31 protein-coding genes are annotated in these 26,431 nt (G+C 68.3%); 12 read left to right on the top strand and 19 right to left on the bottom strand.

Translation table 11 applies throughout. The features are described from left to right. Positions 1–53 precede the first annotated feature (53 nt). Positions 54–707, top strand: a complete 654-nt coding sequence (locus tag BLR91_RS19985; RefSeq protein ID WP_157694650.1) for a hypothetical protein — start codon at positions 54–56, stop codon at positions 705–707. A 23-nt stretch (positions 708–730) separates the two neighbouring features. Here the strand turns inward: BLR91_RS19985 and BLR91_RS07950 are convergent, their stop codons facing one another. From BLR91_RS07950 to BLR91_RS07930, 5 genes are read right to left on the bottom strand one after another with little or no spacing between them, the layout of a single operon-like run. Further along, a complete protein-coding gene (locus BLR91_RS07950; protein WP_089875925.1) occupies positions 731–1,069 on the bottom strand; it encodes a hypothetical protein in 339 nt (112 codons plus the stop codon). A 21-nt stretch (positions 1,070–1,090) separates the two neighbouring features. Beyond that, the gene (locus BLR91_RS07945; RefSeq protein WP_089875927.1) at positions 1,091–2,026 is read right to left on the bottom strand and encodes a S1C family serine protease; all 936 of its coding nucleotides are present in this window, start codon (positions 2,024–2,026) and stop codon (positions 1,091–1,093) included. 52 nt (positions 2,027–2,078) lie between these two features. Beyond that, positions 2,079–2,999 (bottom strand): arginase family protein, encoded by a 921-nt coding sequence (locus BLR91_RS07940; protein ID WP_089881490.1) that lies wholly within the window; start codon positions 2,997–2,999, stop codon positions 2,079–2,081. 35 nt (positions 3,000–3,034) lie between these two features. Next, entirely contained in the window at positions 3,035–3,622 is a 588-nt protein-coding gene (locus BLR91_RS07935) for a TetR/AcrR family transcriptional regulator (protein ID WP_089875929.1), read from the bottom strand. Between the two features lie 17 nt (positions 3,623–3,639). Then, a complete protein-coding gene (locus tag BLR91_RS07930; protein ID WP_089875931.1) occupies positions 3,640–4,050 on the bottom strand; it encodes a VOC family protein in 411 nt (136 codons plus the stop codon). A 209-nt stretch (positions 4,051–4,259) separates the two neighbouring features. Here BLR91_RS07930 and BLR91_RS07925 point away from each other — a divergent pair, with 209 nt between their 5' ends. Then, positions 4,260–4,601, top strand: a complete 342-nt coding sequence (locus BLR91_RS07925) for an EthD family reductase (protein ID WP_018191058.1) — start codon at positions 4,260–4,262, stop codon at positions 4,599–4,601. A gap of 62 nt (positions 4,602–4,663) precedes the next feature. Here the strand turns inward: BLR91_RS07925 and BLR91_RS07920 are convergent, their stop codons facing one another. Continuing rightward, positions 4,664–5,440: an SDR family NAD(P)-dependent oxidoreductase gene (locus BLR91_RS07920; protein WP_089875933.1), complete on the bottom strand. Its 777-nt coding sequence runs from the start codon at positions 5,438–5,440 to the stop codon at positions 4,664–4,666. Between the two features lie 76 nt (positions 5,441–5,516). Here BLR91_RS07920 and BLR91_RS07915 point away from each other — a divergent pair, with 76 nt between their 5' ends. After that, on the top strand, positions 5,517–6,095 hold the full coding sequence (locus BLR91_RS07915) for a TetR/AcrR family transcriptional regulator (protein ID WP_089875935.1): 579 nt from the start codon (positions 5,517–5,519) through the stop codon (positions 6,093–6,095). 29 nt (positions 6,096–6,124) lie between these two features. Here the strand turns inward: BLR91_RS07915 and BLR91_RS07910 are convergent, their stop codons facing one another. Next, a complete protein-coding gene (locus BLR91_RS07910) occupies positions 6,125–6,613 on the bottom strand; it encodes a nuclear transport factor 2 family protein (RefSeq protein ID WP_089875937.1) in 489 nt (162 codons plus the stop codon). Between the two features lie 13 nt (positions 6,614–6,626). Continuing rightward, a complete protein-coding gene (locus tag BLR91_RS07905; RefSeq protein ID WP_089875939.1) occupies positions 6,627–7,835 on the bottom strand; it encodes an MFS transporter in 1,209 nt (402 codons plus the stop codon). Positions 7,836–7,937: 102 nt separating this feature from the next. Between BLR91_RS07905 and BLR91_RS07900 the strand changes: the two genes are divergently transcribed. Next, positions 7,938–8,783 carry a helix-turn-helix transcriptional regulator gene (locus BLR91_RS07900; protein WP_231918851.1) on the top strand — a complete coding sequence of 282 codons (846 nt, stop codon included), beginning with the start codon at positions 7,938–7,940 and terminating at the stop codon, positions 8,781–8,783. Between the two features lie 28 nt (positions 8,784–8,811). Here the strand turns inward: BLR91_RS07900 and BLR91_RS07895 are convergent, their stop codons facing one another. After that, the gene (locus BLR91_RS07895; RefSeq protein ID WP_089875941.1) at positions 8,812–9,168 is read right to left on the bottom strand and encodes a VOC family protein; all 357 of its coding nucleotides are present in this window, start codon (positions 9,166–9,168) and stop codon (positions 8,812–8,814) included. 210 nt (positions 9,169–9,378) lie between these two features. On the opposite strand from BLR91_RS07895, the gene BLR91_RS07890 reads away from it, so the two are divergent. The 4 genes from BLR91_RS07890 (at position 9,379) to BLR91_RS07875 (ending at position 12,069) form a co-directional block, all read left to right on the top strand. Then, a complete protein-coding gene (locus BLR91_RS07890) occupies positions 9,379–9,690 on the top strand; it encodes a putative quinol monooxygenase (protein ID WP_089875943.1) in 312 nt (103 codons plus the stop codon). A 259-nt stretch (positions 9,691–9,949) separates the two neighbouring features. Beyond that, entirely contained in the window at positions 9,950–10,390 is a 441-nt protein-coding gene (locus tag BLR91_RS07885; protein ID WP_157694651.1) for a hypothetical protein, read from the top strand. A gap of 148 nt (positions 10,391–10,538) precedes the next feature. After that, a complete protein-coding gene (locus BLR91_RS07880) occupies positions 10,539–11,264 on the top strand; it encodes an alpha/beta fold hydrolase (RefSeq protein WP_089875946.1) in 726 nt (241 codons plus the stop codon). Between the two features lie 163 nt (positions 11,265–11,427). After that, entirely contained in the window at positions 11,428–12,069 is a 642-nt protein-coding gene (locus tag BLR91_RS07875; protein WP_089875948.1) for an HdeD family acid-resistance protein, read from the top strand. An 88-nt stretch (positions 12,070–12,157) separates the two neighbouring features. Here BLR91_RS07875 and BLR91_RS07870 read toward each other — a convergent pair whose 3' ends face one another. Both BLR91_RS07870 and BLR91_RS07865 read right to left on the bottom strand, forming a co-directional pair. Then, on the bottom strand, positions 12,158–14,152 hold the full coding sequence (locus BLR91_RS07870) for a S9 family peptidase (protein WP_089875950.1): 1,995 nt from the start codon (positions 14,150–14,152) through the stop codon (positions 12,158–12,160). Continuing rightward, positions 14,149–14,919: an SDR family oxidoreductase gene (locus tag BLR91_RS07865; protein ID WP_089875951.1), complete on the bottom strand. Its 771-nt coding sequence runs from the start codon at positions 14,917–14,919 to the stop codon at positions 14,149–14,151. The genes BLR91_RS07870 and BLR91_RS07865 overlap by 4 nt, the downstream gene beginning before the upstream one ends. Before the next feature lie 106 nt (positions 14,920–15,025). On the opposite strand from BLR91_RS07865, the gene BLR91_RS07860 reads away from it, so the two are divergent. The 4 genes from BLR91_RS07860 (at position 15,026) to BLR91_RS07845 (ending at position 17,769) form a co-directional block, all read left to right on the top strand. Continuing rightward, positions 15,026–15,535, top strand: coding sequence for an NfeD family protein (locus tag BLR91_RS07860; RefSeq protein ID WP_089875953.1), 510 nt, complete (start codon positions 15,026–15,028; stop codon positions 15,533–15,535). Next, complete coding sequence (locus tag BLR91_RS07855) at positions 15,532–16,527, top strand: SPFH domain-containing protein (RefSeq protein WP_089875955.1); 996 nt, start codon at positions 15,532–15,534, stop codon at positions 16,525–16,527. The genes BLR91_RS07860 and BLR91_RS07855 overlap by 4 nt, the downstream gene beginning before the upstream one ends. Continuing rightward, complete coding sequence (locus BLR91_RS07850) at positions 16,524–17,273, top strand: glycerophosphodiester phosphodiesterase family protein (protein ID WP_089875957.1); 750 nt, start codon at positions 16,524–16,526, stop codon at positions 17,271–17,273. Before BLR91_RS07855 ends, BLR91_RS07850 begins: the two co-directional genes overlap by 4 nt. A 124-nt stretch (positions 17,274–17,397) precedes the next feature. Then, entirely contained in the window at positions 17,398–17,769 is a 372-nt protein-coding gene (locus BLR91_RS07845) for an RNA polymerase-binding protein RbpA (RefSeq protein WP_026307176.1), read from the top strand. 24 nt (positions 17,770–17,793) lie between these two features. Here BLR91_RS07845 and lnt read toward each other — a convergent pair whose 3' ends face one another. The 8 genes from lnt to BLR91_RS07805 form a co-directional block, all read right to left on the bottom strand. Continuing rightward, the gene (lnt, locus tag BLR91_RS07840; protein WP_089875959.1) at positions 17,794–19,362 is read right to left on the bottom strand and encodes an apolipoprotein N-acyltransferase; all 1,569 of its coding nucleotides are present in this window, start codon (positions 19,360–19,362) and stop codon (positions 17,794–17,796) included. An 80-nt stretch (positions 19,363–19,442) separates the two neighbouring features. Continuing rightward, positions 19,443–21,875 carry a DEAD/DEAH box helicase gene (locus BLR91_RS07835; protein WP_089875961.1) on the bottom strand — a complete coding sequence of 811 codons (2,433 nt, stop codon included), beginning with the start codon at positions 21,873–21,875 and terminating at the stop codon, positions 19,443–19,445. A 23-nt stretch (positions 21,876–21,898) separates the two neighbouring features. After that, complete coding sequence (tatC, locus tag BLR91_RS07830) at positions 21,899–22,651, bottom strand: twin-arginine translocase subunit TatC (protein ID WP_018191077.1); 753 nt, start codon at positions 22,649–22,651, stop codon at positions 21,899–21,901. A gap of 43 nt (positions 22,652–22,694) precedes the next feature. Next, entirely contained in the window at positions 22,695–22,979 is a 285-nt protein-coding gene (tatA, locus tag BLR91_RS07825) for a Sec-independent protein translocase subunit TatA (RefSeq protein WP_089875963.1), read from the bottom strand. Between the two features lie 4 nt (positions 22,980–22,983). Beyond that, complete coding sequence (locus BLR91_RS07820; RefSeq protein WP_018191079.1) at positions 22,984–23,343, bottom strand: hypothetical protein; 360 nt, start codon at positions 23,341–23,343, stop codon at positions 22,984–22,986. A 29-nt stretch (positions 23,344–23,372) separates the two neighbouring features. After that, on the bottom strand, positions 23,373–24,347 hold the full coding sequence (locus BLR91_RS07815; RefSeq protein WP_089875965.1) for a helix-turn-helix transcriptional regulator: 975 nt from the start codon (positions 24,345–24,347) through the stop codon (positions 23,373–23,375). Beyond that, positions 24,340–25,416 (bottom strand): helix-turn-helix transcriptional regulator, encoded by a 1,077-nt coding sequence (locus tag BLR91_RS07810; RefSeq protein WP_089875967.1) that lies wholly within the window; start codon positions 25,414–25,416, stop codon positions 24,340–24,342. The genes BLR91_RS07815 and BLR91_RS07810 overlap by 8 nt, the downstream gene beginning before the upstream one ends. A 21-nt stretch (positions 25,417–25,437) precedes the next feature. After that, a complete protein-coding gene (locus BLR91_RS07805) occupies positions 25,438–26,385 on the bottom strand; it encodes a peptidylprolyl isomerase (RefSeq protein WP_089875969.1) in 948 nt (315 codons plus the stop codon). Positions 26,386–26,431: the final 46 nt, after the last annotated feature.

Here is a 26,431-nt window from a genome sequence, read left to right as displayed (position 1 = left end):
GTGGCCAGGGCAGGCACGGCGGAAGGTATCGCGTCGACTGTTAGTTTCAGATCATGCGTGAGTTGCGTCGTGGGCAAGCGCGCCGCGAGCTGAAGTGGTTTGCTGCTCTGCCGAAATGGCAGGTCACCACAGGTTTCGATCAGGTCGGCTGGCCGGCGTCTCGCTGGGTACTGCACAGGATGTATCGGACAGCAGGGCTCGGCTCCCTCACGGCGCCTGACGACGCGGATCGCCTGCGATGGGTCCCGCTCCTGGCCGACCTCGGGGTGAATCCGAGCGCACAGGACCTACCGCCGAGCCTGGCGTGGTTTCCCTGGCAACCGTGGCCCACGAATATCTTGCCGCCCGAAGAAGGATCTCTCGAAGCCGAAGACCTCGACGCACTGCTGGATGTGCTCGCCACCCACTCGGCGGACGGCCCCGAGCAGGAGTGCATCGCTTATTTCGGCGGGTTGTCCACGATGGATTTCGACACTGTGAACATGTACCAGCTCCCGCTGCGCCGGGTCCCGGAGCTGTTGTCCGACAACGGCGGGAAGTTCCGGGCGACACCCAGCAACCTCTGGCCGACGGATCACAGCTGGTTCGTCTGGACGGATTGGGATCTGCTGGGCACGAAGGTGAGCGGATCAGAAGGGTTGATGCTCAGTCTGGAGGCTCAGCCCGACCTGGAGGTCATCGAGTGGCGGAAGCCTGACGGGCTCTGACCACGACGCGTCGGCGCCTGCGATCAGCTGAGCATGGAGAGGACGAGGTCGTGATCCCACTCGTCCGTGAGGACTGAGCGCATCCGGCCGTCGACGCTGTCGACACAGTACGGCGTGTGGTCCGGATCGATCACCCTCAGTTTCACCGGCGCGCCCAGAAGCCCCCACGGCTCGATGGTGTTGGCCAGGAGACCATCGACGACGAGGTCCGGGTATTCCGCCGACCACCACGTATCGAACACTCGCCCGAGGTCGTCGGGGTTGATGGCGACCCAGACGCCGTAGGTGATCGTGTGGCCGGCGGTCAGGTGGATGGGCAGCAGGGCGCGCACGAACGCCCCGATGGTGTTCACCTGCATCATGACGGAGGCGTTGGCGTCCGATCACGCGTCGGCGAGCTCAGTGGGCTCGACGACCGCGTCGACGAGGGCGCCGTTGCGCCAGACGGTCAGCTCGAGGCGGCGGCCGATGGTGCTCGCGATCATCAGGCGCTGCAGGTCTGCCACGGAGTGGATCGGCGTCCGGTCGAGGGAGATCAGAACGTCGCCGGGTCGGATACCCGCGAGGTCCGCCGGGCTGCTCGGCACGACGGTCATGACCTGGATGCCGGTCCGCGCGCCGGCCTTCCGCGCGATCGCATCCTGGAGCGCGATCTCCGCACCGGCGATGCCCAGCCAGCCGCGGCGCACGCGCCCCTCGCGCATGAGGGTCTCCATGATCCGCCTGCTCGTGGCATTCACGGGCACGGCGAGCCCCAGGCCTGTGCCCGCGACGGCGGTGTTCACACCGATCATGCGGGCCGAACTGTCGGCGAGCGCTCCGCCGCTGTTCCCGGGGTTGAGGGCTGCATCGGTCTGAATGACCTCGTCGACCACCCGACCCGCCCGGGTCGGCAGTGAACGGCCGAGCGCCGATACGATCCCGGCTGTCACGCTTCCCGCCAGACCGAACGGATTGCCGACAGCGACGACGAGCTGGCCCACCTGAAGCGCGGCGGCGTCGCCCAACGCCACCGGTGGCGGCGTGGGTTCGTCGGCTTTCAGAATGGCGAGGTCGGACAGCGGGTCCCTGCCGACGACCCGCGCGTGCACGCGGGTTCCATCTCCGAACGCCAGATCGACGCTCGTCGCGCTCTCCACGACGTGCGCGCTGGTCAGGAGGTGCCCATCGGCAGAGACGACCGTGGCACTGCCGAGACCCACCCCTCGAGCGGTGCGCGCGGTCACGGCGGCGACCGCCGGGCTCACGGCGGCGGCGACGCGCACGACCACAGTGGAGTACGCGTCCAGCGCATCGGCATCGGCATCGGCATTCGACATGCAACGAGTGTGCGCGCCAGAAACCGACGCCGGGGGAGCGTTCGCCAGCGGCTTACCGATCCCCGTTCCCGGGGCGCCTGCTGCGAGCACCGAGCGATGAGAGGCCGGACACCAGGACATCGACGAGGAGGCGGGCATAGTCTCCGTGCGGGTCGAGATCCGGGTCGAACACGGTCACAGAGGCGCCGACGGCATCCGGCGCCAGAGCTCGGAGAAGCTCGGTGAGCTGGGATGCGGTGATCCCGCCGTCGTCCGGGCTGTCCACCGCCGGCATGATCGACGGATCGAGCACATCCACGTCGACCTGCAACCAATAGGCCGGGCCCGCCGCGCGCCGCAACCGCTCGCTCACCGCCTCGACCCCTGAATCGGTGAGTGCTGCCGCTGGCACGACCTCGCCCAGCCGCTCGCGCGCCTCCGCAGCGTGCTCATCGTTCGCACGGTGACCGAAGTGAGCGGCGCGGCGGGGTTCGACGTAGGGGGAGAGGCCCCCGAGGTCGGCGAGCTCGCTGTAGTGCAGGCCGACGACGGCTGCGAGGTCTTCTCCCGCCAAGCTGGCGCACGCGTCGCTGTTGCCCGGGTGGCGGAAGTCAGTGTGACCATCGATGTGGATCAGTCCCGCGCGTCCGCGCCGAGCGGTCGCCACCCCGCCAGCCAGGAGCACACTGCAGTCGCCGCCGAGCACGAGGGGAGTGCGCCCGGCATCCCAGACGTCCTCGATCCGCTCCGCCAGACGCCCGGTGTGATCGACGAGCTGATCGTGATTCCGGATGCGGCCCGGTGCGCGCGTCGCGTCGTCGTCCACGTAACGGCCGGGCAGCACCACACCGCCGTCCCGCGCACCCGTCGAGGAGAGCCGGTCGTACATCCCGGCCTCGCGCAAGGCTTCCGAGGCCTTCGCCGCTCCGGGGACGCTTCCGGGCTGTGGCGGTCGGAGTCCCAGGTTGGTGGGAGCAGAGACGATCGTGATCACCGCCACCACTTTACGAGTGCCCGACGACAGCGGCGTCAGGACACGTCGCCGGCTAAATGCCGAGCAGCGACCTCCGCCACATCGAGGGCGGAGGAAAGGTCCGGGATCACGCCCTCGAGGTGGAACACGGCGAACCCGTGGGAGCTGGCCGCGACGTTACGGACGAGGTCCAGTGAGCGTTCGTCTTCAAGGCCGAGCGCCCGGGGCTTTTCCGTGAGTGTGTGGAGCAGTCTGTCGCCTGCCTCTTGGACGTCCGGGTGGTCGTGTTTTCGGATCGATCCGCCGAAGGTGAGCTGAAACAGTGCGCTCTCGTCCGCAGCGAATTGGACGTACGCCCTGGCGAAGGCTGCGAGGGCGTCTGCGGGATCGGAGGCGGACTCCATCGCGGCGCCGAACCGTTGTTCCTGCATTCGATAGCAGCGCAGAACGAGCGATGCCAGCAGATCCTCTCGATCGGCGTAATGACGGTAGGGCGCGGCCTTCGTGACACCGGCGCGACGACTGGCCTCGCTGAGGCTGAAACCGTTCGCTCCGCGCTCGGCAACCAGTTCGAGGGCGGCTTCCTCAAGCGCATTGCGGAGGTCTCCGTGGTGGTGCCCGACGGGGCGAGGCGTGGCGGTCATGTGAGTGACCGTATCGCTTACGGCCGAGCGGGTTGAATGAGTTCGAGCAGGTTGCCCTCGGGGTCGCGCACGTATGCGAAGCGCTGGCCCGGTCGGACAGCGTCGGCCGGAGGGCTGACGATGCCAGCGCCGGCAGAGAGCATCGCGTCGAATGTGGTCTGGAGATCGTCCACAGCGATGGCCCAGTGGAAGTATCCCTGAGTTCCGGCTCCGTCGTACGGGTCGGCGAATCGCTGGGGGATTGAGCCGACTCGCTCGATGAGCTCGAGCTTGAGCCCTTGCGGGGAGCGGATGATCGTCGACCGTACTCCGGCCTCGGGCATGGAGAATTCTTCCTCGACCTCGCTGAGGCCGAGGGCCGCCGCGTAGAAGGCTCTCTGCGCATCGAGGTCCGCTACGGAAAGACCGACGTGGTCGTGGTGGGTCATGAGACTCCTTGGTAAACGCAGTTGATCAGGTAAACGTCGTTAACCTAACTCGTGGACCCGACCCGGTCAACGTGCGATACGCCGTCAGCGTGGTGCAACCGGCACCAGGATGACGTGTCGGAACGCTGCGAACATCAGTCAGGTGACCACAGCACCCCATGACAACTCATCCATCGCCGACGACCTCACCTCCCGGAAGGCGGACGCTCATGTCTGAGCCGCTGCGCTTGATCACCCTGATCCGAAAGCTGCCTACTGTCAGCACCGGGGAGTTCCGTCACTTCATGGAGCTCGAGTACGGACCCACGTACACGCGGATGCCGCAGGTGCAGTCGTATCGCCAGCATTACGTCGTCGATCAGTTCAACGACGGATCCGAGGACCCGATCGATGCGGTCGTCGAGATCACCTTCGATTCCGCCGAGGCGATGGCACAGGCCCTCGACACCGAGGCGTATCGACGCGCGCATCGGGCGCGGGAGAACTTCATGCGCCCGACCACGGTAGGGATCCACTCGGTCCGGGTGGAACGCACCGTGACGCCGTCATGACACCGACCCATCGGTGACAGGGCGGCCTGCCGGCAACGCTGCCGGGCAGGCCGCCCAACCCGTCACGCCGCGGGGGCGGCTCCGCGGACGGCGACGCCGGTCCGTCCACCGTCGATGTCCAGGACCGAGCCGTGGACGAAATCCGACTCGTCGCTTGCCAGGTACACGGCAGCAGCCGCGATCACGTCCGGACGGCCGCTCGCACCGACAGGCGTGCCCCACATGAGCGTCTCACCGCGCTCTCCCGGCCCGGGTTCCGTCTCGCGGATCACCCCGGGGGAGATGGCGTTCACGTTGACACCCGCCGGCCCGAACTCCGCGGCCCACGCGCGGGTCAGCGACTCGATCGCCCCCTTCGAGGAGGTGTAGAGCGCCGAGCCGGCGATACCCAGCCGCGCGCCCCAGGAACCCATGTTGATGATCTTCCCCGTTCCGCGTTCGACCATCGCCGGGGCCAAGGCGGCAACGAGGAAGAACGGTGCTTTGACGTTGACGGCGTAGACCAGGTCGGCCATCTCTTCGGTGATGGCGGGAGTCGGGCCGCCGGGGAAGACGCCCGCGTTGTTCACGAGGATGTCGACGCGGCCGCCGAGCGCTTCCCGCGCCTGGTCGGCGAGGAGCTCCGATGCATGCTTGGTCCCGTCGAGGTCGGCGGCGACGAAGCTGCCGCGCCCGCCCGCTGCGATGATGCGGTCGACCACCGCTTGGCCACGCTCGGCGGAACGCCCCGAAACGACGACCGTGGCTCCCTCCGCGGCGAATCGTTCGGCGATCGCGGCGCCGATGTTGCTCGTCGCACCCGTGACGAGGGCGGTCTTTCCCGTGAGGCGGTCTGCCATGTTCTCTCCTATGCGTAAAATGGACGCTACGTCCGATTAACGATATGGACGGCGCGTCCGTTTTGCAAGGAGGGTCATGACGACGACGGAGAGACCGCGACGAGCCGACGCCGAACGGAACGTCAAACGCCTTCTGGAGGCTGGTGCGCAGGTGTTCGCGTCGACCGGCACGGCGCTGCCTCTCGAAGAGGTGGCCCGCGTCGCCGGAGTCGGGAAGGGCACGTTGTACCGGCACTTTCCCACGCGGGAGCATCTGCTCGCTGCGCTGCTCGCCTCGACATTCGCAGACCTGGCCGACCGAGCTGCGCAGCTCCGTGCCGAGCTGGAACCGATGCAGGCCTACGAAGCATGGTTGGCCGAGTTCGATCGCATGCCCGCGGGCTACCGCGGCCTGAGGAGCGTGCTCGTCGAGGCCCTCGGCGACGACGCGTCGGTGATCGCCACCGCATGCGGCCCCATGAAGGAAGAGACGGCCAGGATCCTCGAGGATGCCCAAGTGGCCGGCATGGTTCGCGAGGACATCACGGCGAACGATCTCCTGGCCGTCGTCGCCGGCCTTCCCGAAGGGCTGCGCCGCGGGGCGGACGCGCATCCGTGGCTGGGTGTGCTGATCGACGGGACCCGCACGCCCGCCTCGGCGCGATCAACGCGCTGAGGACGGGCGTGCGAGCCGGCGTCGGTCGGCTAGAGAGCGGGAAAGGTCTGCATCCACAGGATCTCGAGGGTCCGGTGGACGATGCGCCATCCTTCAGGGCGGCGCTCGAGGCGGTCGACGAAGAATCCCGTCTGCATGAGGTTCCATCCCGCGCCGTCCGTCATTCCGGAGTGGGTGTGCAGGTGCTGCGTGCGAGCCGTGGCGGTGTCGCCGTCGATGTCGACGGCGGCGAAGCCCTGGAAGTGCTGCCAGTTCTCGAGCCCCGACATCGTGCCTCCCGGCCCGCGCATCGTGGCGATCAGTGTGCGGTAGTCGATGTCTGCGGCTGCGCCGCCCGCGCGGTAGTCGAGGACAGCGTCGGGGGAGAAGACGACATCCCACTGCTGCTGGACCTCGTTATCCCCGTTTTCGTGAAGGTCCTGGCCGAAGGCGTATTGGACGATCAGATCCTGAATCGCGAGACGGTCGAGGACGTATTGAAGGGCGGCGGGGTCTGCCGCGTCCGTGATGCGTGCCATATCGTCCACCCCCTCAGCCGCGTACCCGGGTAGCGCGCCACGCTGCAAGCGCGAGGATGGCGGCGACGACCAGTCCGGCGACCGCGATGAGCACGGTGGGCGTGGCGCCGAGGCCGCTCACGAGCAGAACGCCGCCCACCGCAGCACCAGCAGCTTGACCGACGTACGTGCCCGTCGAGTTGAAGGAGATCACGACGCTCGCCATGGTCGGGTGGAGGCCGGTGAGCATGTGGTTGTTCGGGGCCACGAACGCCCAGCTGCCCACTCCACCGAAGAACATCGCGATCAGCACTACGACAGGTGAGCCGGCGAACGCGATGACGGCCAGCGCCGCCGCGAGCACGGCGATGCCGAGCGCGGAGGTCGGCCCCGCGCCGATCCGGTCGGTGAACCATCCGCATCCGAAGGCGCCGACGGCGCCTCCGACGCCCCAGATCAGCAAGGCGATCGCGAGTGTTCCACCGGAGATCCCGGCGATGGTGTGCACGATCGGAGCGATGTAGGTGTACACGAGGATGCCGGATCCGGTGGCGACCGCCGTCACCAGGACGACCAGGATGACCCGCGGGTCTCCCATCACGCCGAAACGCCGGCGGAGGGGAACGACCGCCTCGCCGGCGAGGTGGGGGAGGACGACGGACAGGGCGATGAGCGCTACCAGGCCGACTGCGGCGACGAACAGCAGGCTGGCCTGCCAGCCGAAGTGCTGCCCGATGGCTGTTCCGACAGGCACACCGAACACCGTGCCCAGGGCGATGCCGCCGAGAGTGATCGAGAGGGCGCGACCGCGGGCCGCCGGTCCGGCGAAAACCGTCGAGACCGCGTTCGCAGTGGGCGTGAAGCTGGCAGCCCCCAGTGCGCACAGAACGCGCGTGACGAGAAGAACCGCGAAGGTGGGGGCGAACGCGCCGGCGGCGTTCATCACGACGAACACGGCGAGGCCGATCGCTATCAAGGCTTTCCGTGGCACCCGGTGAGTGAGCACCGAAAGGAACGGCGCGGCGATGGCGTAGGTGATCGCGAAAGCGGTGACGACCTGGCCGGCCGCGCCTTCGGAGATGTGAAGCCCGCTGGCCAGCTGGGGCAGGATCCCGGCCAAGACGAAGGAGTCGGTTCCGATAGCGAAGGTGCCGACGGCCAACAGGACGACGGGAAAGACCCAGTGATCCGGCCGCAGGCTCTGCTCGGGGGAGCGGATCTGAGAGGTGGTGTGAATGGTCATGCCATCATGGTGCTGCGGCTATTTATCCTGGTACAGATGGTGATTATGCTGGTATGAATGCCACCAGGCTTCCCGCCGTCAGGAGTGATGACATTGTCCGATGTGATCCAACGCCATGAACTCGCATCCTTTCTCCGCGCCCGCAGGGAAGCCACCGACCCCGTCTCGGTGGGCCTTCCTCGAGGCCCTCGACGGCGGACGCCCGGATTGCGGCGGGAGGAGCTCGCGCAGCTCTCCGGCGTGAGCGTGACCTGGTACACCTGGTTGGAGCAGGCGCGGGAGATCGGGGTGAGCCGGCAGGTCATCGAAGCGCTCGCCCGCGCGCTCCGCCTCGGCCGAGACGACCGGGACATGCTGTTCACTCTCGCCGGCCTGGCATTGCCGACGGCGGCGCCGGAGCCTCCCCAGGTGAATGACGCACTGCGACGGCTTGTGCAGACCATGCAACCGAATCCGGCCTACGTCACGAACGTGTGGTGGGACGTCCTGGCCTGCAACGACATGTACGCGGAGCTCCTCGGCGGGTACGACGAACGTCCCGTCGCTGAGCGCAACATCCTCTGGCTCACCTTCACCCAGAAGCGGTCGTGGAACTTGTTCGTGGACTGGGAGGCCGAGGCGCGCCAACTGGTGGGTCAGTTCCGGATCAACCTCGCCCAGCACCCCCAGGACCCACGCGGGGGAGAACTGCGTGATGTCCTGATCGGGGCGAGCCCCCGGTTCGCAGAACTCTGGCGCGAACAGCAGGCGCGGCGGTTCGAGCCCGCCCGCAAACAGCTGCGCCACGATCGCCTCGGAGTCCTGCACCTCGACTACGTCAAGCTCGACGTCGCCGAGCAGAACGATCTCGCCATGCTGGTGTTCCTCCCGGCCGACGAGGAGACGGCGGAGAAGCTCGGGAGCCGCTTCGTTCCGTATGGTGGCGTCCACGAGCTCGACGCCGGCTGAACCTGATGCCGTTGCTACTGGCGCGTGCTCAGGACGACGCGGGCGTGAACACCTCGAACGGGTTCCCATCCCGGTCTGCAACGATGGTGCGCGTTCCGCCGGCAGACGGCGTCGGACCATCCAGAACGCGACCGCCTGCGCCCGTGAATGCGGCGACGGCCGCCTCGTGGTCGGCGGCCATGATCGTCGCAGCTCGGCGGTAGGGAGCGAGTTGCTCCGGCGTCCCCTCGATGAGCATGAAGGGGCCGACGATCGCCATGCGGAACTGAGGAAACTCCAGTCGGCGAACGTCACCGGGGCCGGCGAGCGTCTCGTAGGCGGGCAGCGCCGCATCGAGGTCGGTGACCTCGATGCGGGACATCACGGTGTCGATGATTGCGGTCATGGCAACGAGGCTAAGAGGGGCCCCACCCGCAGGGAAGATCAGAGTCCAGTGCCGCTGATACCAGTGTGAGCAGCACCACCACCAGGAATAGCGGGCGAGTGGTGCGTCGCGACGAGTGGGCAATGGCCGCCGCACCCGCCGAGGGGTACCGTCCGGCGTGACGCCTCCGATGTCGGATGTCGGGACGTCCCGACCCGATAGGAGAATCTCATGGAACTCAGGCTCGGTGTACTGGCGCTGCTCGAAGCGAAGCCCGACAAGGCGGCAGAGGTGAAGGAATTCCTGATCGGGGGCAAAGCCGTGGTGGACCAGGAGCCGGGAACCCGCACCTGGTACGCCTTCCAGATCGACGACACCCATTTCGGCATCTTCGACACCTTCGGCGATGAGGATGCGCGGCAAGCGCACCTGAACGGCGCGATCCCACAGGCACTCGGCGAGGTGGGTCCGAATCTGCTCGCGAAGGACCCTGAGCTGAACACCGTCGACCTGCTCGCCGTCAAGCACGAGAGAGGCGACTGAGCCGGATCGAGCCGTGAGCGTGCGTCATGCCGAGCGGCGCATTCCGCCCTGTTCGACGTGAGCGAGGATCGCCAGGGGAGTTTATGGAGGGTGATAGCTTCTGAGCGGACGGATGCGGCACATCCCTCCGCGGAGAACGTGCCCGGTCGACCCGGGCTCTCAGTGCACGCAGCAAGAGGGGGAGATGTCTGCCATGGCGACATTCGGTGACGAGCTTCAGGTCAGGTCCAGAAGCGAGCTCCCGGTTCCGTCTGTAGACATGGCTGACGCATCGAGCCTCGAGGAGTTCCTTCTGTTCGATGTTCGCCTCGTCGTGCACCGCGGTCGACTAGGCGTCATTCTGGGCCAGGGGAGCATTCCTTCGTACGATGCTGCACTCATTGTGGCGTCGGACGTATCGAGTGTTGATCTGGGCGCGACCACTCCGAAGGGGGCTTGGTACAACTGGACGCTCGGGGGAGCCACGGCGTCCACCTTCGGTGACAAGACCACCGTCACGCTTCATCCGCTGTTCAGGCAGCAGGGTGAGCTTCGCTTCACGGCGTCCGACGTGGAGGTCCGGCTTGGTACGAGCCCCGCCACACGGGGAACTCCGGCCGATTACATCGCGGACACGGAGGAGACCATCTGGTCACAGAACCCCGGCTGGGGCTCGGAGTTCGTCGCGCTTGCGGCCACGCGGATTCACACCATCAACTGAGGAGTTGCTCTCCGAGGTCCACGACACGACTGTCCTCAACGCCGTGGTTCAGCAGGAATTCGCTTGCCGCCCAGGATTGGCCGAGGCTACCCTGCCGACCAATCGCAGGCCAACCTGCTGACCAATTACAGAGCGATAGGAGAATGTCATGCCGTCACCAACGATCGTCCTCGTCCACGGAGCGTTCGCCGACGCCGCCAGCTGGGCGCCCGTCACCCGCCTCCTGCTCGATCGAGGCCACACCGTGATCGCGCCACCTTTGTACATGCGGAGCCTCGCTGCCGACGCCGCATCCCTGCGGGCTCTCGTCGAGCACATCGACGGACCCGTCCTGCTCGCGGGGCATTCGTACGGGGGAGCGGTCATCACGATCGCGGGTGAGGCGGCCAACGTCGTCGGGCTCGTCTACGTCTCCGGCTACGCCCTCGATACCGGAGAGACGATCTCGAAGCTGCAGGGAGGATTCCCCGATTCAGAGCTCATCGCAAACCTCGTCTTCACGCCGTTCCCCATTCCGGGCCAAGAGGACGGCTCCGACGTCTCCGTGAAGATCGACGCTTTCCCGCACATCTTCGCCGCGGGCCTCGACCCGCGGGTCAGCGAGGTCCTCGCTGTCTCCCAGCGACCGCTGGCTGCATCCGTGTTCGCCGAAGAGGCGTCCGCGGCAGCATGGAAGACCAAGCCGGCGTGGGGGATCGTCTCGGCTGATGACCACACCATCAACCCCGACGTCGAACGGTTCGGCTACACCCGGGCCGGCATCGCCGACGTCACCGAGCTGAAGGCGCCGCACCTGGTGATGCAGACCAACCCGCAGGACGTCGTGGACGTCATCGAACGCGCCGTGGCCGGCAGTGGCGGCGCGCAGGGCTGACCAGGCGCCGCGCGGTTCTCTATCTGACATAATGTGCATTATCAGCGTAACGATATCCCGCGACGACACGGCACATCCCGACTCCTGACAGCACGCATGCGGCGCGCTAGTGTCAGCAACGAACCGCCTGTGAAGCGGCCGCCGCTCTCGAAGGGATGACGTCATGAGCGCTACAGATCCGACCGACCCGATGCTGCACGAGTTCTCGCTGGATGCCCGGAACATGACCCGTGGGGCCATCAACGCCATCCGCACGGCGCTGGGCGTCAGCGGCGCCGTCGCACTGATCCTCGGCATCGTCCTGCTGTTCTGGCCCGAGAAGACGCTGTCGGTGCTGGCGATCTTCTTGGGGATCTACTTCCTGGTCGCCGGGATCATGCGCCTCGGGATCGGCATCTTCAGCCGCGGTATGCGCGGCGGCTCCCGAGCGCTCAACATCGTTCTCGGAGTCCTGCTCATTTTCGCCGGCATCGTCGCACTGAAGAACGTTTCGGCCGCAGCGGTCACGCTGGTGATCTTCGCCATCGCCTTCATCGGCGTCGGCTGGATCATCGACGGCGTCATGGCGCTGGCCGAAGCCGGACGCGCCGCATCGTCCGGCTGGGCCATCGCGTTCGGCATCCTGAGCATCATCGCCGGCATCGTCGTGCTGGTGCTGCCGGCGTCGTCCGCGGTGTTCCTGCTGTTCTTCGCGGCGTTCTCGCTGATCGTCCTGGGCGTGATCGGGATCGTGCGGGCATTCACCTTCGGACGCGAGGTGCTGAAGGCGACCGACTCCCCTGCCGCTACGCCGCGCGTCGCCTGATCGTATACGATCTAGCGCGGTAGATTCGTGCCGAATGTGCGGAAAGGCAGGCCCAAAACGCACATTCGGCACGAATCGCGCCCCGGGCTCAGCGGTGGTTGCTGCGGCTCGGGAGGTGCTGCGCCCACCAGTCGAGGATGATGTCGAAGCGTTCCTGGCGGTGGCGCGGACGCCCGCTCCGGCTCAGCTCATGGTCTTCGCCCGGGAAGATGACGAGTTCCGTCTCCACTCCCCTGCGCTTGAGCGCCGCGTAGTAGCGCTCGGCCTGCCCGAGCGGGCAGCGCAGGTCGTGGGATGAGTGCAGCACGAGCGTCGGCGTGCGCACCTGGTCGACCACGGCCTGCGGGCTCTGCGACCGCATCAGCTCCGGGTCCGTGCCGGTGTACTCGTCGCCGAAGAAGCTGCCGATGTCGCTGGTCCCGACGAACGCGTCCGGGTCGAGGAATCCGCGCTCCACGATCGACGCAGCGAAACGGTGATCGTGCGCGATCGTCCAGGCCGTGAGGTAGCCGCCGTACGAGCCGCCCATGATCCCGACGCGCTCGGCGTCGAGGCCCGGGACCTCGGCGATCGCGCCGTCGAGGAAGTCGAGCACGTCCGTGAGGTCTACCGTGCCCATCCGCTGACGGATGACCCGGCCGTGCTCCTGGCCGTACCCCGCCGAACCGCGCGGGTTCGACATGACGACCGCGTAGCCCGCGGCGGCATACACCTGAGCCTCGTCGAAGAGCGCGTGCGTGTACGAGGCGAACGGCCCGCCGTGGATGTTGAGCAGCACGGGATGCGGCCCTTCGCCCTCGGGGACCAGCACCCAGCCGTGCACGGGATAGCCGTCGCGGCCGGTGAGAGTGAGCTCGCGCGGCTCGATGATGCCTGTCGAGCGCAGCGGAGCCGAGAAGTCGGTCAGGCGGCGCAGACCGGCACCCTCGACGACGGCAGCGTCTCCGGTCGTCCGCGCGTCGGCGAAGGAGACGACGATCGTCTCGCCCGCCGCATCCGCACCGCCCACGACCGTGTGGTCGTCGGTGAGGCGCCGGCTCCCCCCGCCCGCGTTCACCTCGGTCAGGACGAGCGCTCCGCGGCTGCGGTCGACGAGGAGCACCGAGTCGTCGGCTCGCGGCGCGATGTCGGACTCGGTGAAGTCGACCGACTCCGGGTCGGTCAGCCGGCGCGGCGCGGAGCCCGCGGCGTCGATCACGTAGAGCGCGGCGTTCTTGGCGACGAAGTCGCGCCCGGTCTGGCCGACGTCCTGTGCGGTGAAGAACAGGGCGCCACCGCCGGCGTAGTGCGCGGCGATCACGCTGTACGACCCGTGCGAGCCGGTCAGATCGCGCGCCTCTCCCCCGTCGACCGGGACGACAAAAACGTTCGACCGGAGGTCGAGGTCGCGGCTGGCATGCCGTTCGGAGATGAAGGCGATGCTCCGGCCGTCCGGCGAGAACGAGATCGCGCCGTCGTCCCACGGCCCGTCGGTCAGCTGACGCGGTTCGGTGACTGACGGCGCCAGGTCGGTCGACCCGTCCGGTTTCGGCGCGGGGTCCGGGATGGGCGCAGCCCACACGTCCGGCACCGGCACGGTGAAGACGTGGGCACGCCGATCGGTGACGTAGCCGAGGCCGTTCGCCTGATATTTCAGGGTGTCGATCCGACGGGCGGGCTCCCCGTTCGGGTCGATGCCCTCGACCGTGCCGTAGCGGCCCTGTTCGGGCACACGGCTGACGAAGGCGAGCGTCCGCGCGTCGGGCGACCAGGCGAACTCGGACACGCCGAGGGTGCGGTCGGTGACGGCGACCGGCTCGCCGCCGGCGGCGTCGACGACGAACAGCTGCGGCGCCTTCTTCGGCTCGGCGCGGAGGAAGGCGAGCAGGCGTCCGTCGGGCGAGAATCGCGGCGCCGTGTCGCGGAACCCGCGGGTCAGCAGGCGCGGAGCGGCGTGACCGGTGAGTGGGATGCTCCACAGTTGCCCGACCGTGGCGTCCGCCTCCAGGGATGGGCGGGTCACCGACACGACGGCCTTCGCGCCGCCGGGGTGGACGGTGGGCGTCGAGACGCCGGTCAGCAGACCGAGGTCGGCGGGCTTCACTCGACGACCGGCGTGAAGCTGGACACGTCGCCGACGAGGCGCGTGTGGTCGGCGGGGATGGGGTCGACGACGGCCGCGGCGACCTCGGCCGCGAACTCGCTGACGTTGTAGAGGCGGCCGGCCGCCTCCTTGCGCGCGTCGATGGCGCCCGGGTTGAGACGGTTGAGCAGGGTCGCCGTGATGGTGCCCTCGATCATGTCGCCGGAGACGACGACGAACTCGACGCCCTTCTCGGTGAGCGACGGGAGCAGCGCGCGCAGCGCATCCTCCCCCGCCCGCTTGCTCAGTGCCACGGCCTCGTACTCCGGCATGGTCGGCGTCGTCCGGATGAAGTGCGCCTGGTGGCTGGTGACGAAGACGACGCGCGCACTCTCGCCGAGCAGCGGGAGGGCCGCGGTGAGCGTGTTCACCTGCGCGTCGCGGTTGAGCTGCATGGCGTAATCCACGGCCATGCCGGACTCCATGCCGCCGGAGGCGTTGAGCACCAGGATGTCGAGGCCGCCCCACGCGTCGGCGACTGTCCGGAACATGGCCTCGACGGAGTCCGGGTCGGTCAGGTCGGCACCGACCGCGATGGCCGTCCCGCCCTGCTCGACGATGGAGTCGACGAGCTTCTGGGCCCGCGCCTCCTTATTGCGGTAGTTGATGACGACACTCGCGCCCGCCTCGGCGAGGTACTGCGCGGTGTCGGCGCCGATCCCGCGCGACGAGCCGGTGACGAGGGCACGCTTGCCCGTCAGCGAACCAGGTGAAAGGGGGTTTGCCACGAAAACTCCTCGGCGTCGATGTCTGCATCCTGAGACTACCAAGAGGGGTGGAATCGGCGTGGGCCGCACCTGATACGGTCGGAGAAAGCAGTGAAAGGGGGACGTCATGGACATCACGTCCTTCGCCTGGATCGTCTGGCTCGTCCTCATCCTGATCTTCGTGATCATCGAGATGCTGACGCTCGACTTCGTCTTCCTGATGATCGCCATCGGCAGCCTCGGCGGCCTCGTCTCCGGCCTGTTCGGAGCGCCCTGGTGGCTCCAGCTGATCATCGCGGCGATCCTCTCCGTCGTCCTCATCTTCTTCATCCGGCCGCCGCTCCTCCGCGCACTGAAGCGCGGCGGAGACCCCGCGAAGAGCAACATCGACCGCCTGATCGGGATGGGCGGCGTCGTCGTCTCGACCGTCACGCCCACGACGGGCCTGGTGAAGCTGCAGGTCGGCGAGACTTGGACCTCGCGCCTCGCCGACAGCGGTTTCACCGGCGGCGGTCGCGGGGAGCTCGTGCCCGGGGAGCACGTGATCGTGGTCTCGATCGAGGGTGCGACCGCCGTCGTCGCGCCCGCACCGGTCTCCGCAGGCAGCGACGGCCTCACCGAGAGGATCACTCCGTGAACGATCCGAGCCAGCTGGTCCTGACCATCGTGGTCAGCGTCATCGTCCTGATCATCGCGATCTTCGTGCTGGTCACGCTGTTCCGCGCGATCCGCATCATCCCGCAGGCGCGGGCGGGCGTCGTCGAGAGGCTCGGCCGGTACCACAAGACACTGATGCCGGGGCTCAACGTCGTCGTCCCGTTCATCGACAAGGTGCGACCGCTGATCGACATGCGCGAGCAGGTGGTCTCCTTCCCGCCGCAGCCGGTCATCACCGAAGACAACCTGGTCGTGTCGATCGACACGGTCGTCTACTTCCAGGTGAACGATGCGCGCGCCGCGACCTACGAGATCGCCAACTACCTGGGCGCGGTGGAGCAGCTCACCACCACGACGCTGCGTAACGTCGTCGGCGGCCTCAACCTCGAAGAGGCGCTGACCAGCCGCGACAACATCAACGGACAGTTGCGCGTCGTGCTCGACGAGGCCACCGGGAAGTGGGGCATCCGTGTGGCGCGCGTGGAGCTCAAGGCGATCGAGCCGCCCCTCTCCATTCAGGACTCGATGGAGAAGCAGATGCGCGCGGAACGTGACCGGCGCGCTGTCATCCTGACGGCCGAGGGCACCAAGCAGTCCGAGATCCTCAACGCCGAGGGATTGCGACAGGCCGCGATCCTCAAGGCGGAGGGCGACGCGAAGGCGGCGGTCCTCCGCGCCGAGGGCGAGGCGCAGGCGATCACGACGGTCTTCGGTGCGATCCACCAGGGCAACCCGGACAACCTCCTGCTCGCCTACCAGTACCTCCAGACGCTGCCGAAGCTCGCCGAGGGTCCCGCGAACAAGCTGTGGATCATCCCGAGCGAGCTGACCGAGGCGCTGAAGGGCATCGGTCAGGCCTTCGGCCCGACCACCGGCGCGCCACGGCCACCGGCGACGGGAGCCGCGGCCGGGTCGGTGCCGCCGGTCGCTCCGGCAGCCGAGACCGGGCCGGCGGCGCCGACCGCGCCGTGACGTTCCTCGACGGAGCCGCGACGCGCGTCATCGCGCATCGCGGCCTCGCCCTCGACGCGCCGGAGAACACGCTCCTCGCGTTCCTCCGCGCCCTCTCAGCGGGTGCGACGCACCTCGAGACCGACATCCACGCCTCGGCGGACGGCGTCGCCGTCATCGCCCACGACCCGGACCTCGCCCGGGTCGCCGGGCGCAACGTGAAGGTCGGCCAGCTGACGATGACCGAGCTGCGCCGCATCGAACTGGGTCACGGGCAGGGCTTCTGCTCTCTCGCGGAGGCCCTTGATGCGTCCCCGCAGGCGCGCTTCAACATCGACGTGAAGGATGCGCGCGCAGCTGCACCGGCGGTGGCGGCCATCCGCGATGCCCGGGCGACCGGGCGGGTGCTCATCACCAGCTTCTCGAGCGAGCGGAGACGCGCCGTCGCCGACGCGCTCCCCGGTGTCGCCTCCTCCCCCGCCGTGTCTGAGTTCTTCCCCGCCCTGATCGGCGCCCGGTTCGGGATCGTGCCTCTGGTCCGACGGGCTCTGCGCGGTTTCGTCGCCGTCCAGGTCCCCGAGCGACGTGGTCCGCTGCGGATCGTCACACGGCGGGCCGTCGAGCGCATCCACGCGGCCGGGGCCGAAGTGCACGTGTGGACGGTCAATGATCCCGCCGACATGGTCCGGCTGCTCGACCTCGGGGTCGACGGCATCGTCACGGACCGCTGCGACATCCTGAAGTCCGTGGTGGCGTCAAGAACCTGACGACCGGCGACCTCGCGCTGCCGACTCTGAGAGGGCACTGGGAGAAACGCTCTCCTGGAAAGAGAATCCCCAGCTTGACCGTTTATAACTGTGAGGATTCGCGCGCACTAGAGGAGACCACACAATGGCAGATCGAAGCTTGCGCGGCATGAGAATCGGCGCCCAAAGCCTACAGAGTGAAGAAGGCGTCGTCTACTCTCCGCGTTCCCGTTACAACTATCTTTGCCTCACCTGCGGCAAGGAGACCGACGTCGTGTTCTCGGCCGAGGCCGAGGCCCCCGAGACCTGGGAGTGCAAGCACTGCGGCCAGGAGGCGCGCCTGCTGATCGGCGACACCCCCGTCGAGGTCGACCACTCCGACGTCAAGACCCCCCGCAGCCACTGGGACATGCTGCTGGAGCGCCGCACCCGCGCCGAGCTCGAGGAACTCCTCGAGGAGCGCCTGCAGTACCTGCGGTCGCGTCGCGGAACCAGCGAGCACAAGCACACCGCCTGACCACGTCAGGCCACCGGGCCGTTCTCACCCTTGCGGTGGGAGCGGCCTTTTCGTCGTCGGCAGGGGCCCGCGCCGGGCGGTGAACGCGACGATCAAGCCGAACAGCCCGAGGCCGGCGACCAGGAATTCGATCCCGCGGCTGAGCAGCGTCGCAGGCGTCGTCGTGGTCCCGAGCGGGACGTCCGCGACCATGTGCCCTGGCTTGAACGGCGGGATGGAGCTGATCGTGCGACCGTCGGGCCCGATGATCTGGCTGCTTCCCACCGTCGAGATGTTCACCAGCGACCGACCCGCCTCGATCGCGCGCAGTCGGGCGATCGCGAGCTGCTGCTGGTTCTCGTCCGTTTCGCCGAAGTCCGCGTTGTTGGTCTGAGCGAGGATCACCTGCGCTCCCCCGCGCATCATGTCCGTCAGCAGCTGGTCGTCGACGATGTCGAAGCAGATGGAGATGCCGGCGCGGACGCCGCCGACGTCGAAGACGTTGTCCCGCGTCCCCGGCGTGTAGTCGCGACCGATTAGGTCGATGAGCTGCGGAGCGAAGGGACGCCAGAACGCGCGGTCGGGAACGTATTCCCCGAACGGCACGGGGTGCTTCTTGTCGTAGTAATCGACGGCGCCTTTCCCGGCCTCCCACTGGAGCGAGGTGTTGTAGAGACGGTCGTCACGCGAGGTGATCGTTCCGACGACGAACGGGGCTCCGAACTTGCGGCTCAGCGCATCCAGGATCGCCGCATTGTCGGGGTCCCGCGTCGGGTCCGGCAGGGCGGACCCCTCCGGCCAGACCACCATGTCGACCTTCTTCGCGCCGGACACCTGCGACGACGGGATGCGCAGTGTCTCCGCGACCTGCGAGTTGAACACCGCGCCGACGGGCGCGTTGTCGAAGTACCCGGCCGGTCCGTTGCCCTGCACGGCGGCGATCCGCGTCGATCCGCTGGTCGTCGCGGGCCAGGCGGGAATCGCGAACACGAGGGCGACTGCCGCTCCCGCCAGGAGCCAGCGCTGCACCGTTCGCACATCCAGCGCGCCGGGAAGCTCAAGCAGGAACGCCACCAGCCACACCATCACGAAGCTCACACCCGAGATACCGATCCACGCGACCATCGGGGCGAGCGGGCTGAGGGACTGCGACTCGGCGACGCGCCCCCAGGAGAAGCCGCCGTACGGCCAGGTGCCGGTCACGAACTCCCGCAGCACCCAGAGGCCGCTCACGATCACCGGCAGCAGTCCGAGCCGCCCGAGCAGGGTCGGGAAAGCCCGCGGCACCCACCGGTACGCAAGCGTGATCAGGATGCCGCCGACACCCCAGAACAGGGCCTCCAGTGTCGAGAGGGCCACCCAGGGCACCGGGCCCAAGTACAACGCCGTCCACGACACGTGGACGAGGTAGAACGCCTCCCCCGCGACCCACCCGACCAGGAATGCCGAGCCTGCGCGGCGGCCGCGCTGCGCGAGCAGCACCATCGCGATGCCGACGAACGTCAGCGGCCACCAGTCCTTGTCCGGGAACCCCGCATCGAGCACCGGGCCGGCGGCCGCAGCGACCAGCACCGCGAGCCAGAGCGGAAGGGGGGCTCGCGGGACGGTCTGCACGAAGGGAGAGCCTAAAGCATCCGCGTGTGGGGGCCGTTCAGGATGCGCGACACGGTCGCGCGGGCCGCTCTCGAGCCGCGTCAAGCGACCGAGGAGTAGGCGACGATCCCGCGCCGGATGGACTCCAGCGCCTGCCGGGCGACCCGGCCGACGTTGCCCTGGGCGACGAGCGACAGCTGATCGAGGAGGTCGATCGTCTGCTTGGCCCAGCGGACGAAGTCGCCCGCCGCCATGTCGGCCTCCCTCAGCACCGCATCGAGCCCGGAGCCGCGTGACCACATCCACATCGCGAGGGACAACGCCGTGGACGGCGGCTCGCTACCCGGGAGCCGATTGTCCTGCTCGAGGTCGTCGAGGGTGCTCCACAACGTCGTCGTCTTCTCGAGCGCCGGGCGGAACGCACCGCGCGGTAATGTGCGGTCGTTGGCCAGGCCGTCGTCGCGTCGCGGCTCGAAGACGAGGGCGCACGCCATGGCGGCGAGGCCCGGCGCATCCAGATCCTTCCAGGCGTTGCGACGCAGGCACTCGGCGACCAGGAGGTCCCGCTCGCCGTAGATGCGCTTGAGGGTGCGGCCGTGGACGGTCAGCACGGTGTCGCCCTCCTCCTTCGCCAGGTAGCCGAGCTCCAGGAGCACGTCGGACACGCGGTCGAAGACCTTCGCGACCGCGCCCGTCCGCGACTGGATCTGCGACCGCAGCCGGTCGGTGTCGCGCTTCAGCTTCCACCAGCGCTCCGCCCACCGGGCGTGCTGCTCACGCTCGGGGCAGCGGTGGCAGGGGTGGTCCTTCATCCGCTTGCGCAGCGCGGCCAGCTGGCGCTGCCGCTTCTCACGGTCGCTGTTGGATGCCGACTCGATGCGGGAACCGGACCGCTCCAGGTCCGTCAGCTCTCGGCGAATGGCGAAGTACTCCCGGAAGTCGCCGAGGTGGCACGTCATCGCCTCCTCGTAGCCGGCGAGCGACTGCTCCTGCTGCATGGCCTTGCGGGCGAGGTCGACCACGGCCCGGTCGGCCTGGAACTGGGCGAACGACGACTCGAGGATCTCGCGCGTGCGCGGTCGGCCGAACTGGTCGATCAGGTTCACCGCCATGTTGTACGTCGGCCGGAAGCTGGAGTTCAGCGGGTAGCTGCGGCGGGAGGCGAGAGAGGCGACCGACTGCGGGTCCAGCCCGTCCTCCCATTGGATGACGGAGTGGCCCTCCACATCGATGCCGCGGCGACCGGCTCGACCGGTCAGCTGGGTGTACTCCCCCGGTGTGATCGGGACGCGGGCCTCGCCGTTGAACTTCTCCAGCTTCTCCAGCACCACCGTCCGGGCGGGCATGTTGATCCCGAGCGCCAGCGTCTCTGTCGCGAAGACGACCTTGACGAGCTTCCGGCGGAACAGCTCCTCGACGACCTCCTTGAAGGCCGGCAGCAGGCCGGCGTGGTGGGCGGCGACACCGCGCTCCAACCCCTCCAGCCACTCCCAGTAGCCGAGCACCGCCAGATCCTCGTCGAGCAGCGTGCGGCACCGCTCCTCCACGATCGCGCGGATCTCGTCCCGCTCGTGCTTCTCGGTCAGGCGCACGCCGGCCCGGAGCACCTGCCGCACCGCCTGGTCGCAGCCATTGCGGCTGAAGATGAAGAAGATCGCAGGCAGCAGGTTGCGGTCGTCGAGCAGCGCGACAAGATCCGACCGGCTCATCCGGAACGTGTCCGGACGACCGCCCTTGGAGTGGTAGCGGCCCACATCCCGCATCTGCCGGCTGCTCAGCACCCGGCCGCCGTAGCGTGCCATCTGCACGAGCTCCGGGTTGACCCGGTTGGTGGCGGCGAGCCCCGACGAGTCGAACAGGTCGATGAGCTTGGAGCGCATCAGGATGTGCTGCTCCAGCGGCACCGGGCGCTCCTCCGACACAACGACATCGGTGTCGCCGCGGACGGCCTGCAGCCAGTCGCCGAACTCCTCGGCGTTCGACACGGTGGCGCTCAGCGACACCATCCGCACTTCCGACGGCAGGTGGATGATGACCTCCTCCCACACGGCGCCCCGGAACCGGTCGGCCAGGTAGTGCACCTCGTCCATGACCACGTAGGCGAGGTCGGTGAGCAGGTCGGAGTCCGCGTAGAGCATGTTGCGGAGCACCTCGGTCGTCATGACGACGATGCGGGCGTGCGAGTTGATGTTCGTGTCGCCGGTGAGGAGCCCGACGGATTCGGGGCCGTACGCCTCGACGAACTCCTGGAACTTCTGGTTACTGAGCGCCTTCATCGGCGTCGTGTAGAAGACCTTCGCGTTGGCCTCGCGCATCGCGAGGAAGACGGCGAACTCGGCCACGATCGTCTTGCCGGCGCCGGTGGGGGCGGCGACGAGGACGCTGCGCCCGCGCTCCAAAGCCCCGCATGCCTCCCGCTGGAACGGGTCGAGGTCGAACCGGAGACTCGCGCGGAAGGTCTCGAGCAGCGGCTGGCGGGCCCGGTCGCGCGAGGCGGCGAACCGCTCCGCCGGTGAGAGCGTCTGGTCGGTCACCCCACCAGCCTATGCCCGCGCGGTCAGGCGGCGAGCTCGGCCTCGAGTCGCAGCTCGCGCTTGGCAGCCCGGCGGTCGTGCAGCCAGGCGACGCCGTACGCGGCGAAGTACAGGGCGACCATCGGAATGGCCAGGAGGAACATCGAGAGCACGTCGGCGGCCGGCGTGGCGATGGCGGTGAACAGGGCGATCAGGATGAGCGCCCAGCGCCACGACGCGATGATCGACTTCGCGCTCAGCACGCCGACGAAGTTCAGCAGCACCAGGAAGACCGGGAGGACGAACGCGATGCCGACGGCGATGACCAGTTTGAGGATGAAATCGAAGTAGGTCTTCGCCTGGATGATCGCCGAGTCCGGCTCCGGCGCGAAGCTCGTCAGCAGGCTCACGATGTGCGGGACGAGCAGCCACCCGGTCACACCGCCCGCGATGAACAACGGGACGGCGGTGAAGAAGAAGCCGAAGCCGTAGCGGAGCTCCTTGCGCGTCATCGCCGGGACGAAGAACGCCCAGATCTGGTAGAGCCAGACCGGGCTGGAGATGATCGCGCCGATGGTGATCGCGACCTGCATCTTCAGGTCGAACGCGCCCGTGATGCTGTCGTAGTTGAGCATCGCCTCGCGGCCCTGCTGCTTCGCGATGTCGGTGATCGGACCGCGCAGCGCATCCATCACATAGCCGCTGAGAAACCAGCCGATGACCGCGCCACCCACCAGAGCGAGGGCGGAACGGAAGAGGCGTTTGCGAAGCTCGATGAAGTGCTCGGCGAGCGTCATCCGTCCTTCGCGGCTCTTGCCTCGCTTCGTGGAGGCCACCGGACTACGGCTTCGGGTTCGACTCGGTCGAGGGGTCGACGGGAGCCGGGGCGGGCGTCACCGTCGGCGCTGCGGTGCTCTGCGCGGCGGGGGTGGTGGCGGTGCCGTCGGAAGCCTGGTCGGACTTGCCGTCCTTGCCGTCCTTCTTCAGCTCGTCGACCTCACCCTTGAAGATCCGCATCGACTGGCCGATGCTCTTGGCGAGCGCCGGGAGCTTGGGCGCACCGAAGAGCAGCAGGATCACGGCGAGGATGATGAGCAGATGCCATCCGGTCAGTCCTGCGAACATGAGATCAGGTCCTTCTCAAAAGGTGGGCGAAGCGAGCGGGCACCGTTGCGGGGTCCACATCGACCAGTAGTCTACCGCGCCGGACGCGGGCGTCCCTGCGAGCTTGCCGGGCGAACGCCCGCTCGGTGAGGTGATCCTGCCGCTGCGCACGGAGCTCGTCGGCATCCGCCAGCACGGCCGGCTCGAAGGTGTCGTGGAGCTCCTCGGCTCGGCGCGACAGCACCTCGGCCTTCTCCATCAGCGCCGCGGCCTCGCGACCGGCGGCGACCACCTTGCGGAACAGCCACCAGGCGAAGAACGCGAGCATGCCGAGGAGACCGAGCACGAGCACGATCCAGATCACCAGCCACGACCACCAGGGCATGGGCTCAGCCTACCCGGCCCGCCGCCGGGTCAGAGGTAGCGTTCGACGCCCGCGCGGGCCCAGCCGGCGACCACCTGGCGCGCCTCGGGCGGGTCGAGCACCGTGAGCACGCCCGACAGCCCGGCGACCAGGCGCTTGAGACCGTGGAAGTGCGCGACGCGGACGCTCGTGCGGATGACGCCGTCCCGCTCCTCGCGCTCTGCCCCCTCAGGGATGTAGTCCTCGATCAGCGTGATCGCCGACGCCGACACCTCCACCGTCACCAGCTGGTCCTCCGGCGTGCCGGTGAACAGCGTCTCCGGCAGCTTCACGTCGCCCGGCCGGTAGGTGATCGCCTCCTGCGTTGCGACCAGGTCGTCGATCCGGTCGAGACGGAAGGTGCGGATGGCCGTGCGGAGGTGATCCCAGCCGCGCAGATACCAGTCCTGGTCGACGGATTCGATGCGCAGCGGGTCGACGCGGCGCCGTTCGCGCTCCCCACGTGAGCTGAGGTAGTCGAACTCGACCTGCACTCCCGCGATGACCGCATCCCGGATCGTCGCCAGGGCCTCGTCGGTCTCGGACCGCGCGACCGCGAGCTGGCTCGGCGCCGCCGATGCGCCGCGGGCGAGCTTGGCCATGAGCGAGCCGATCGCATCCCGGTCGGCGTTCTCCGGCAGAGCGGTGAGGTACTGCAGCCCGGCGATGAGGGCTGCCGCCTCGCGTGCCGAGAACCTCGGCGAGTCGTCGATGGCGACCTGGTGGGTGAGGACGATCTGGTCGTTCTCCTCGAAGTCGTCCCAGGCGATGTCGAACAGGTCGCCCGGCTGGTACGCGTTGGTCTCGCCGGGGATGCCGGAGACGGCGATCAGCCGCACGGCGTCACGCAACTGGTCCTGGTCGACGCCGAAATGCTCGGCGGCTTCCGCGACGCTCACGCGGTCGCGATCCATGAGGTAGGGCACGAGGGCGAGCAGGAAGGCGAGCTTGTCCTGCGCCTGCATCGGCTTGCGGCGCTCAGCCATCGCTGGCCTCCCCCGTCTCCGCGCCTGCCGAGCCGCCGGGCGCGGTGTGCGCGGCGACCGTCGCCTGGAGTCGCTGGAGCACCTGGTCGCGCAGTTCCGGCGGCGCGAGGACCAGGACCTCGGGCCCGAAGGAGGCCAGCTGGTCGGCGAGGATGTTGATGTCCGAGAAGTTGACGGTGAGCCGGACGGGCTCGCCCTCGGCGCCGACCGGCACAGCATCGCCGTACCGCTTGCCCAGGCGCGTCGCCGCATCCGTGCCGGCGGTCACCTCGATCTCGGCGACGTTCGACTCCCAGATGTGCTCGAGTTCGAGCAGTGCCCTTTCGGCGAAGGCCTCGCCGTCGACGCGGTACTGCTCCGGGTCGAAGACGCGGGACGTCAGCTTGACGGGCCCGACGATGCGGGAGAGAAGGAAGGTCCGCGAGCCGCGGGCGTCCTGGTCGATCCCCTGCAGGTGCCACCGACCCTGGTGCTGCACGAGCGAGAGGGGTGCGACGGTGCGCTGACGCGACGCGCTCTCGCCGGGCTTGAGGTACGGGAACTGCACCATGACGTGACGCTCCAGCGCCTGACTGAGCGGCTCGAAGGCGCTCTCGCGGACGCGGAGCCGCGGTGCATAGCCGACGACCGGATCATCCGCCTCGACGCCGAGCGATCGCAGCTTCATCAGCGCACGCCGCGACTCCCCCGACAGCGACCCCTCGCGCCAGACGGCGGCCGCGAGCCCGAGCAGGGTCAGCTCCTCGGGCGAGAAGCTGACATCGGCCGGAAGGTCGTATGCCCCTTTGGGAATGCGGTAGCGCAGCAGCTGATTGTTGCCGGACGCCTCGGGCGCCTCCACCGTCTCCAGCGGGACGCCGAGCTCGCGGATGTCGTCCTTGTCGCGCTCGAACTGCCGCTCCAGGCTGCTGTTGTCGCCGTGCGGCTCATACCGCTGGCGGTACCCCTGGACGGTCGAGAGGATCTCGCTCTTGGTCAGGCCGTTCTCGGTCGCGAGCAGTGCCAGCACGAGGCTGAACAGGCGCTCCTCGACCGGGACGCGCGCGGGCGAAGAGGGGGAACGGGACACCCGTCCATCCTAGTCCGCGCGCTAGTGGATGCCGAGGATGTCAACCACCCAGGCGGAGGCCGGGAACTGCCCCTGGGACGGCGTCTCGATCACCAGCTGCGAGCCGATCTTCTGCCCCACGAGCTCCTTGAGCATCGCCTGCGGAAGGACGGAGCCGTTCTGATTCTGGATCTGGCTCTGGCCGCTGGCCATGTCGACCCGATCGGGCCCTCCGCTGGTCCAGCTGCTGGTCACGACCTGCTTGCTGTCCCATCCGACCGCGGTGTACTGCAGAACCGCGGTGCTGTCCTTCTTCACGACCGGGCCGTCACCCTGCTTGAGGACCTCGCTGCGGACCTTCGTCGGTGCCGAGCCCGACGACGGGATGGTGATGCCCGGCTGGCCCGTGGGCGCGAGCACGACAGTCGGGAACCCCGCGGCCGCAGGACGGACCGCACCGTTGGCGGCGTTCAAGGAGGTCTTGAGCACGTCGAGGACATAGATCTGCGTGCCGGGGGCGGAATCCGCCTGCTGGGGCGCATCCTTGGGCGCCACCACGATCGCGACCCGCGACCCGACGGGTGCGCAGATCAATCCGCGGCTGATCACATCCGATCCGACCGGGACGACCGCACCCTGATCGCCGTAACCGCTGCCGAGGACGCTTCCGGTCGCCGCGTCGATGACCGTGAAACCGACCTCGACCTGTTGCCCCTTGTGCACGACAGTGCTGTCACTACCCTCGCTGAGCACAGAACGCTGCGACTTCGTCGCATCGACGGGCGTCGGCACCGTCACCTTCGGTCGAGACCCGATCTTCCCCGTCGCCTCGACCAGCTGCGACGCCTTGCCCGAAGACAATGCCGAGCTGCAGTCGTTGTTCGGGTTCGTCGAGCATGCCGACAGAGCCACTGCCACGAGGCCGGCGGCTCCGATGACGGCGGCGGTTCGTCCGAGTGCAGACACGCGGCGAGCAGTTGCGTTGGGCACGGGTCCTCTTTCGATCCGATCAGTGGGGTTCGGGACAGCAGCGGGC

Source organism: Leifsonia sp. 466MF (assembly GCF_900100265.1).
Taxonomy (GTDB): Bacteria; Actinomycetota; Actinomycetes; order Actinomycetales; family Microbacteriaceae; genus Leifsonia.
This window is presented reverse-complemented; position numbering and strand designations above follow the sequence as displayed.

What these genes read in the sequence shown, in the direction of transcription:
- BLR91_RS19985 (WP_157694650.1), top strand. Translation starts at nt 54, where the DNA reads ATGCGTGAGTTGCGTCGTGGGCAAGCGCGCCGCGAGCTGAAGTGGTTT.
- BLR91_RS07950 (WP_089875925.1), bottom strand. Translation starts at nt 1,069, where the DNA reads ATGATGCAGGTGAACACCATCGGGGCGTTCGTGCGCGCCCTGCTGCCC.
- BLR91_RS07945 (WP_089875927.1), bottom strand. Translation starts at nt 2,026, where the DNA reads ATGTCGAATGCCGATGCCGATGCCGATGCGCTGGACGCGTACTCCACT.
- BLR91_RS07935 (WP_089875929.1), bottom strand. Translation starts at nt 3,622, where the DNA reads ATGACCGCCACGCCTCGCCCCGTCGGGCACCACCACGGAGACCTCCGC.
- BLR91_RS07930 (WP_089875931.1), bottom strand. Translation starts at nt 4,050, where the DNA reads ATGACCCACCACGACCACGTCGGTCTTTCCGTAGCGGACCTCGATGCG.
- BLR91_RS07925 (WP_018191058.1), top strand. Translation starts at nt 4,260, where the DNA reads ATGTCTGAGCCGCTGCGCTTGATCACCCTGATCCGAAAGCTGCCTACT.
- BLR91_RS07920 (WP_089875933.1), bottom strand. Translation starts at nt 5,440, where the DNA reads ATGGCAGACCGCCTCACGGGAAAGACCGCCCTCGTCACGGGTGCGACG.
- BLR91_RS07915 (WP_089875935.1), top strand. Translation starts at nt 5,517, where the DNA reads ATGACGACGACGGAGAGACCGCGACGAGCCGACGCCGAACGGAACGTC.
- BLR91_RS07910 (WP_089875937.1), bottom strand. Translation starts at nt 6,613, where the DNA reads ATGGCACGCATCACGGACGCGGCAGACCCCGCCGCCCTTCAATACGTC.
- BLR91_RS07905 (WP_089875939.1), bottom strand. Translation starts at nt 7,835, where the DNA reads ATGACCATTCACACCACCTCTCAGATCCGCTCCCCCGAGCAGAGCCTG.
- BLR91_RS07895 (WP_089875941.1), bottom strand. Translation starts at nt 9,168, where the DNA reads ATGACCGCAATCATCGACACCGTGATGTCCCGCATCGAGGTCACCGAC.
- BLR91_RS07890 (WP_089875943.1), top strand. Translation starts at nt 9,379, where the DNA reads ATGGAACTCAGGCTCGGTGTACTGGCGCTGCTCGAAGCGAAGCCCGAC.
- BLR91_RS07885 (WP_157694651.1), top strand. Translation starts at nt 9,950, where the DNA reads ATGGCTGACGCATCGAGCCTCGAGGAGTTCCTTCTGTTCGATGTTCGC.
- BLR91_RS07880 (WP_089875946.1), top strand. Translation starts at nt 10,539, where the DNA reads ATGCCGTCACCAACGATCGTCCTCGTCCACGGAGCGTTCGCCGACGCC.
- BLR91_RS07875 (WP_089875948.1), top strand. Translation starts at nt 11,428, where the DNA reads ATGAGCGCTACAGATCCGACCGACCCGATGCTGCACGAGTTCTCGCTG.
- BLR91_RS07860 (WP_089875953.1), top strand. Translation starts at nt 15,026, where the DNA reads ATGGACATCACGTCCTTCGCCTGGATCGTCTGGCTCGTCCTCATCCTG.
- BLR91_RS07845 (WP_026307176.1), top strand. Translation starts at nt 17,398, where the DNA reads ATGGCAGATCGAAGCTTGCGCGGCATGAGAATCGGCGCCCAAAGCCTA.
- tatC (WP_018191077.1), bottom strand. Translation starts at nt 22,651, where the DNA reads ATGACGCTCGCCGAGCACTTCATCGAGCTTCGCAAACGCCTCTTCCGT.
- tatA (WP_089875963.1), bottom strand. Translation starts at nt 22,979, where the DNA reads ATGTTCGCAGGACTGACCGGATGGCATCTGCTCATCATCCTCGCCGTG.
- BLR91_RS07820 (WP_018191079.1), bottom strand. Translation starts at nt 23,343, where the DNA reads ATGCCCTGGTGGTCGTGGCTGGTGATCTGGATCGTGCTCGTGCTCGGT.
- BLR91_RS07815 (WP_089875965.1), bottom strand. Translation starts at nt 24,347, where the DNA reads ATGGCTGAGCGCCGCAAGCCGATGCAGGCGCAGGACAAGCTCGCCTTC.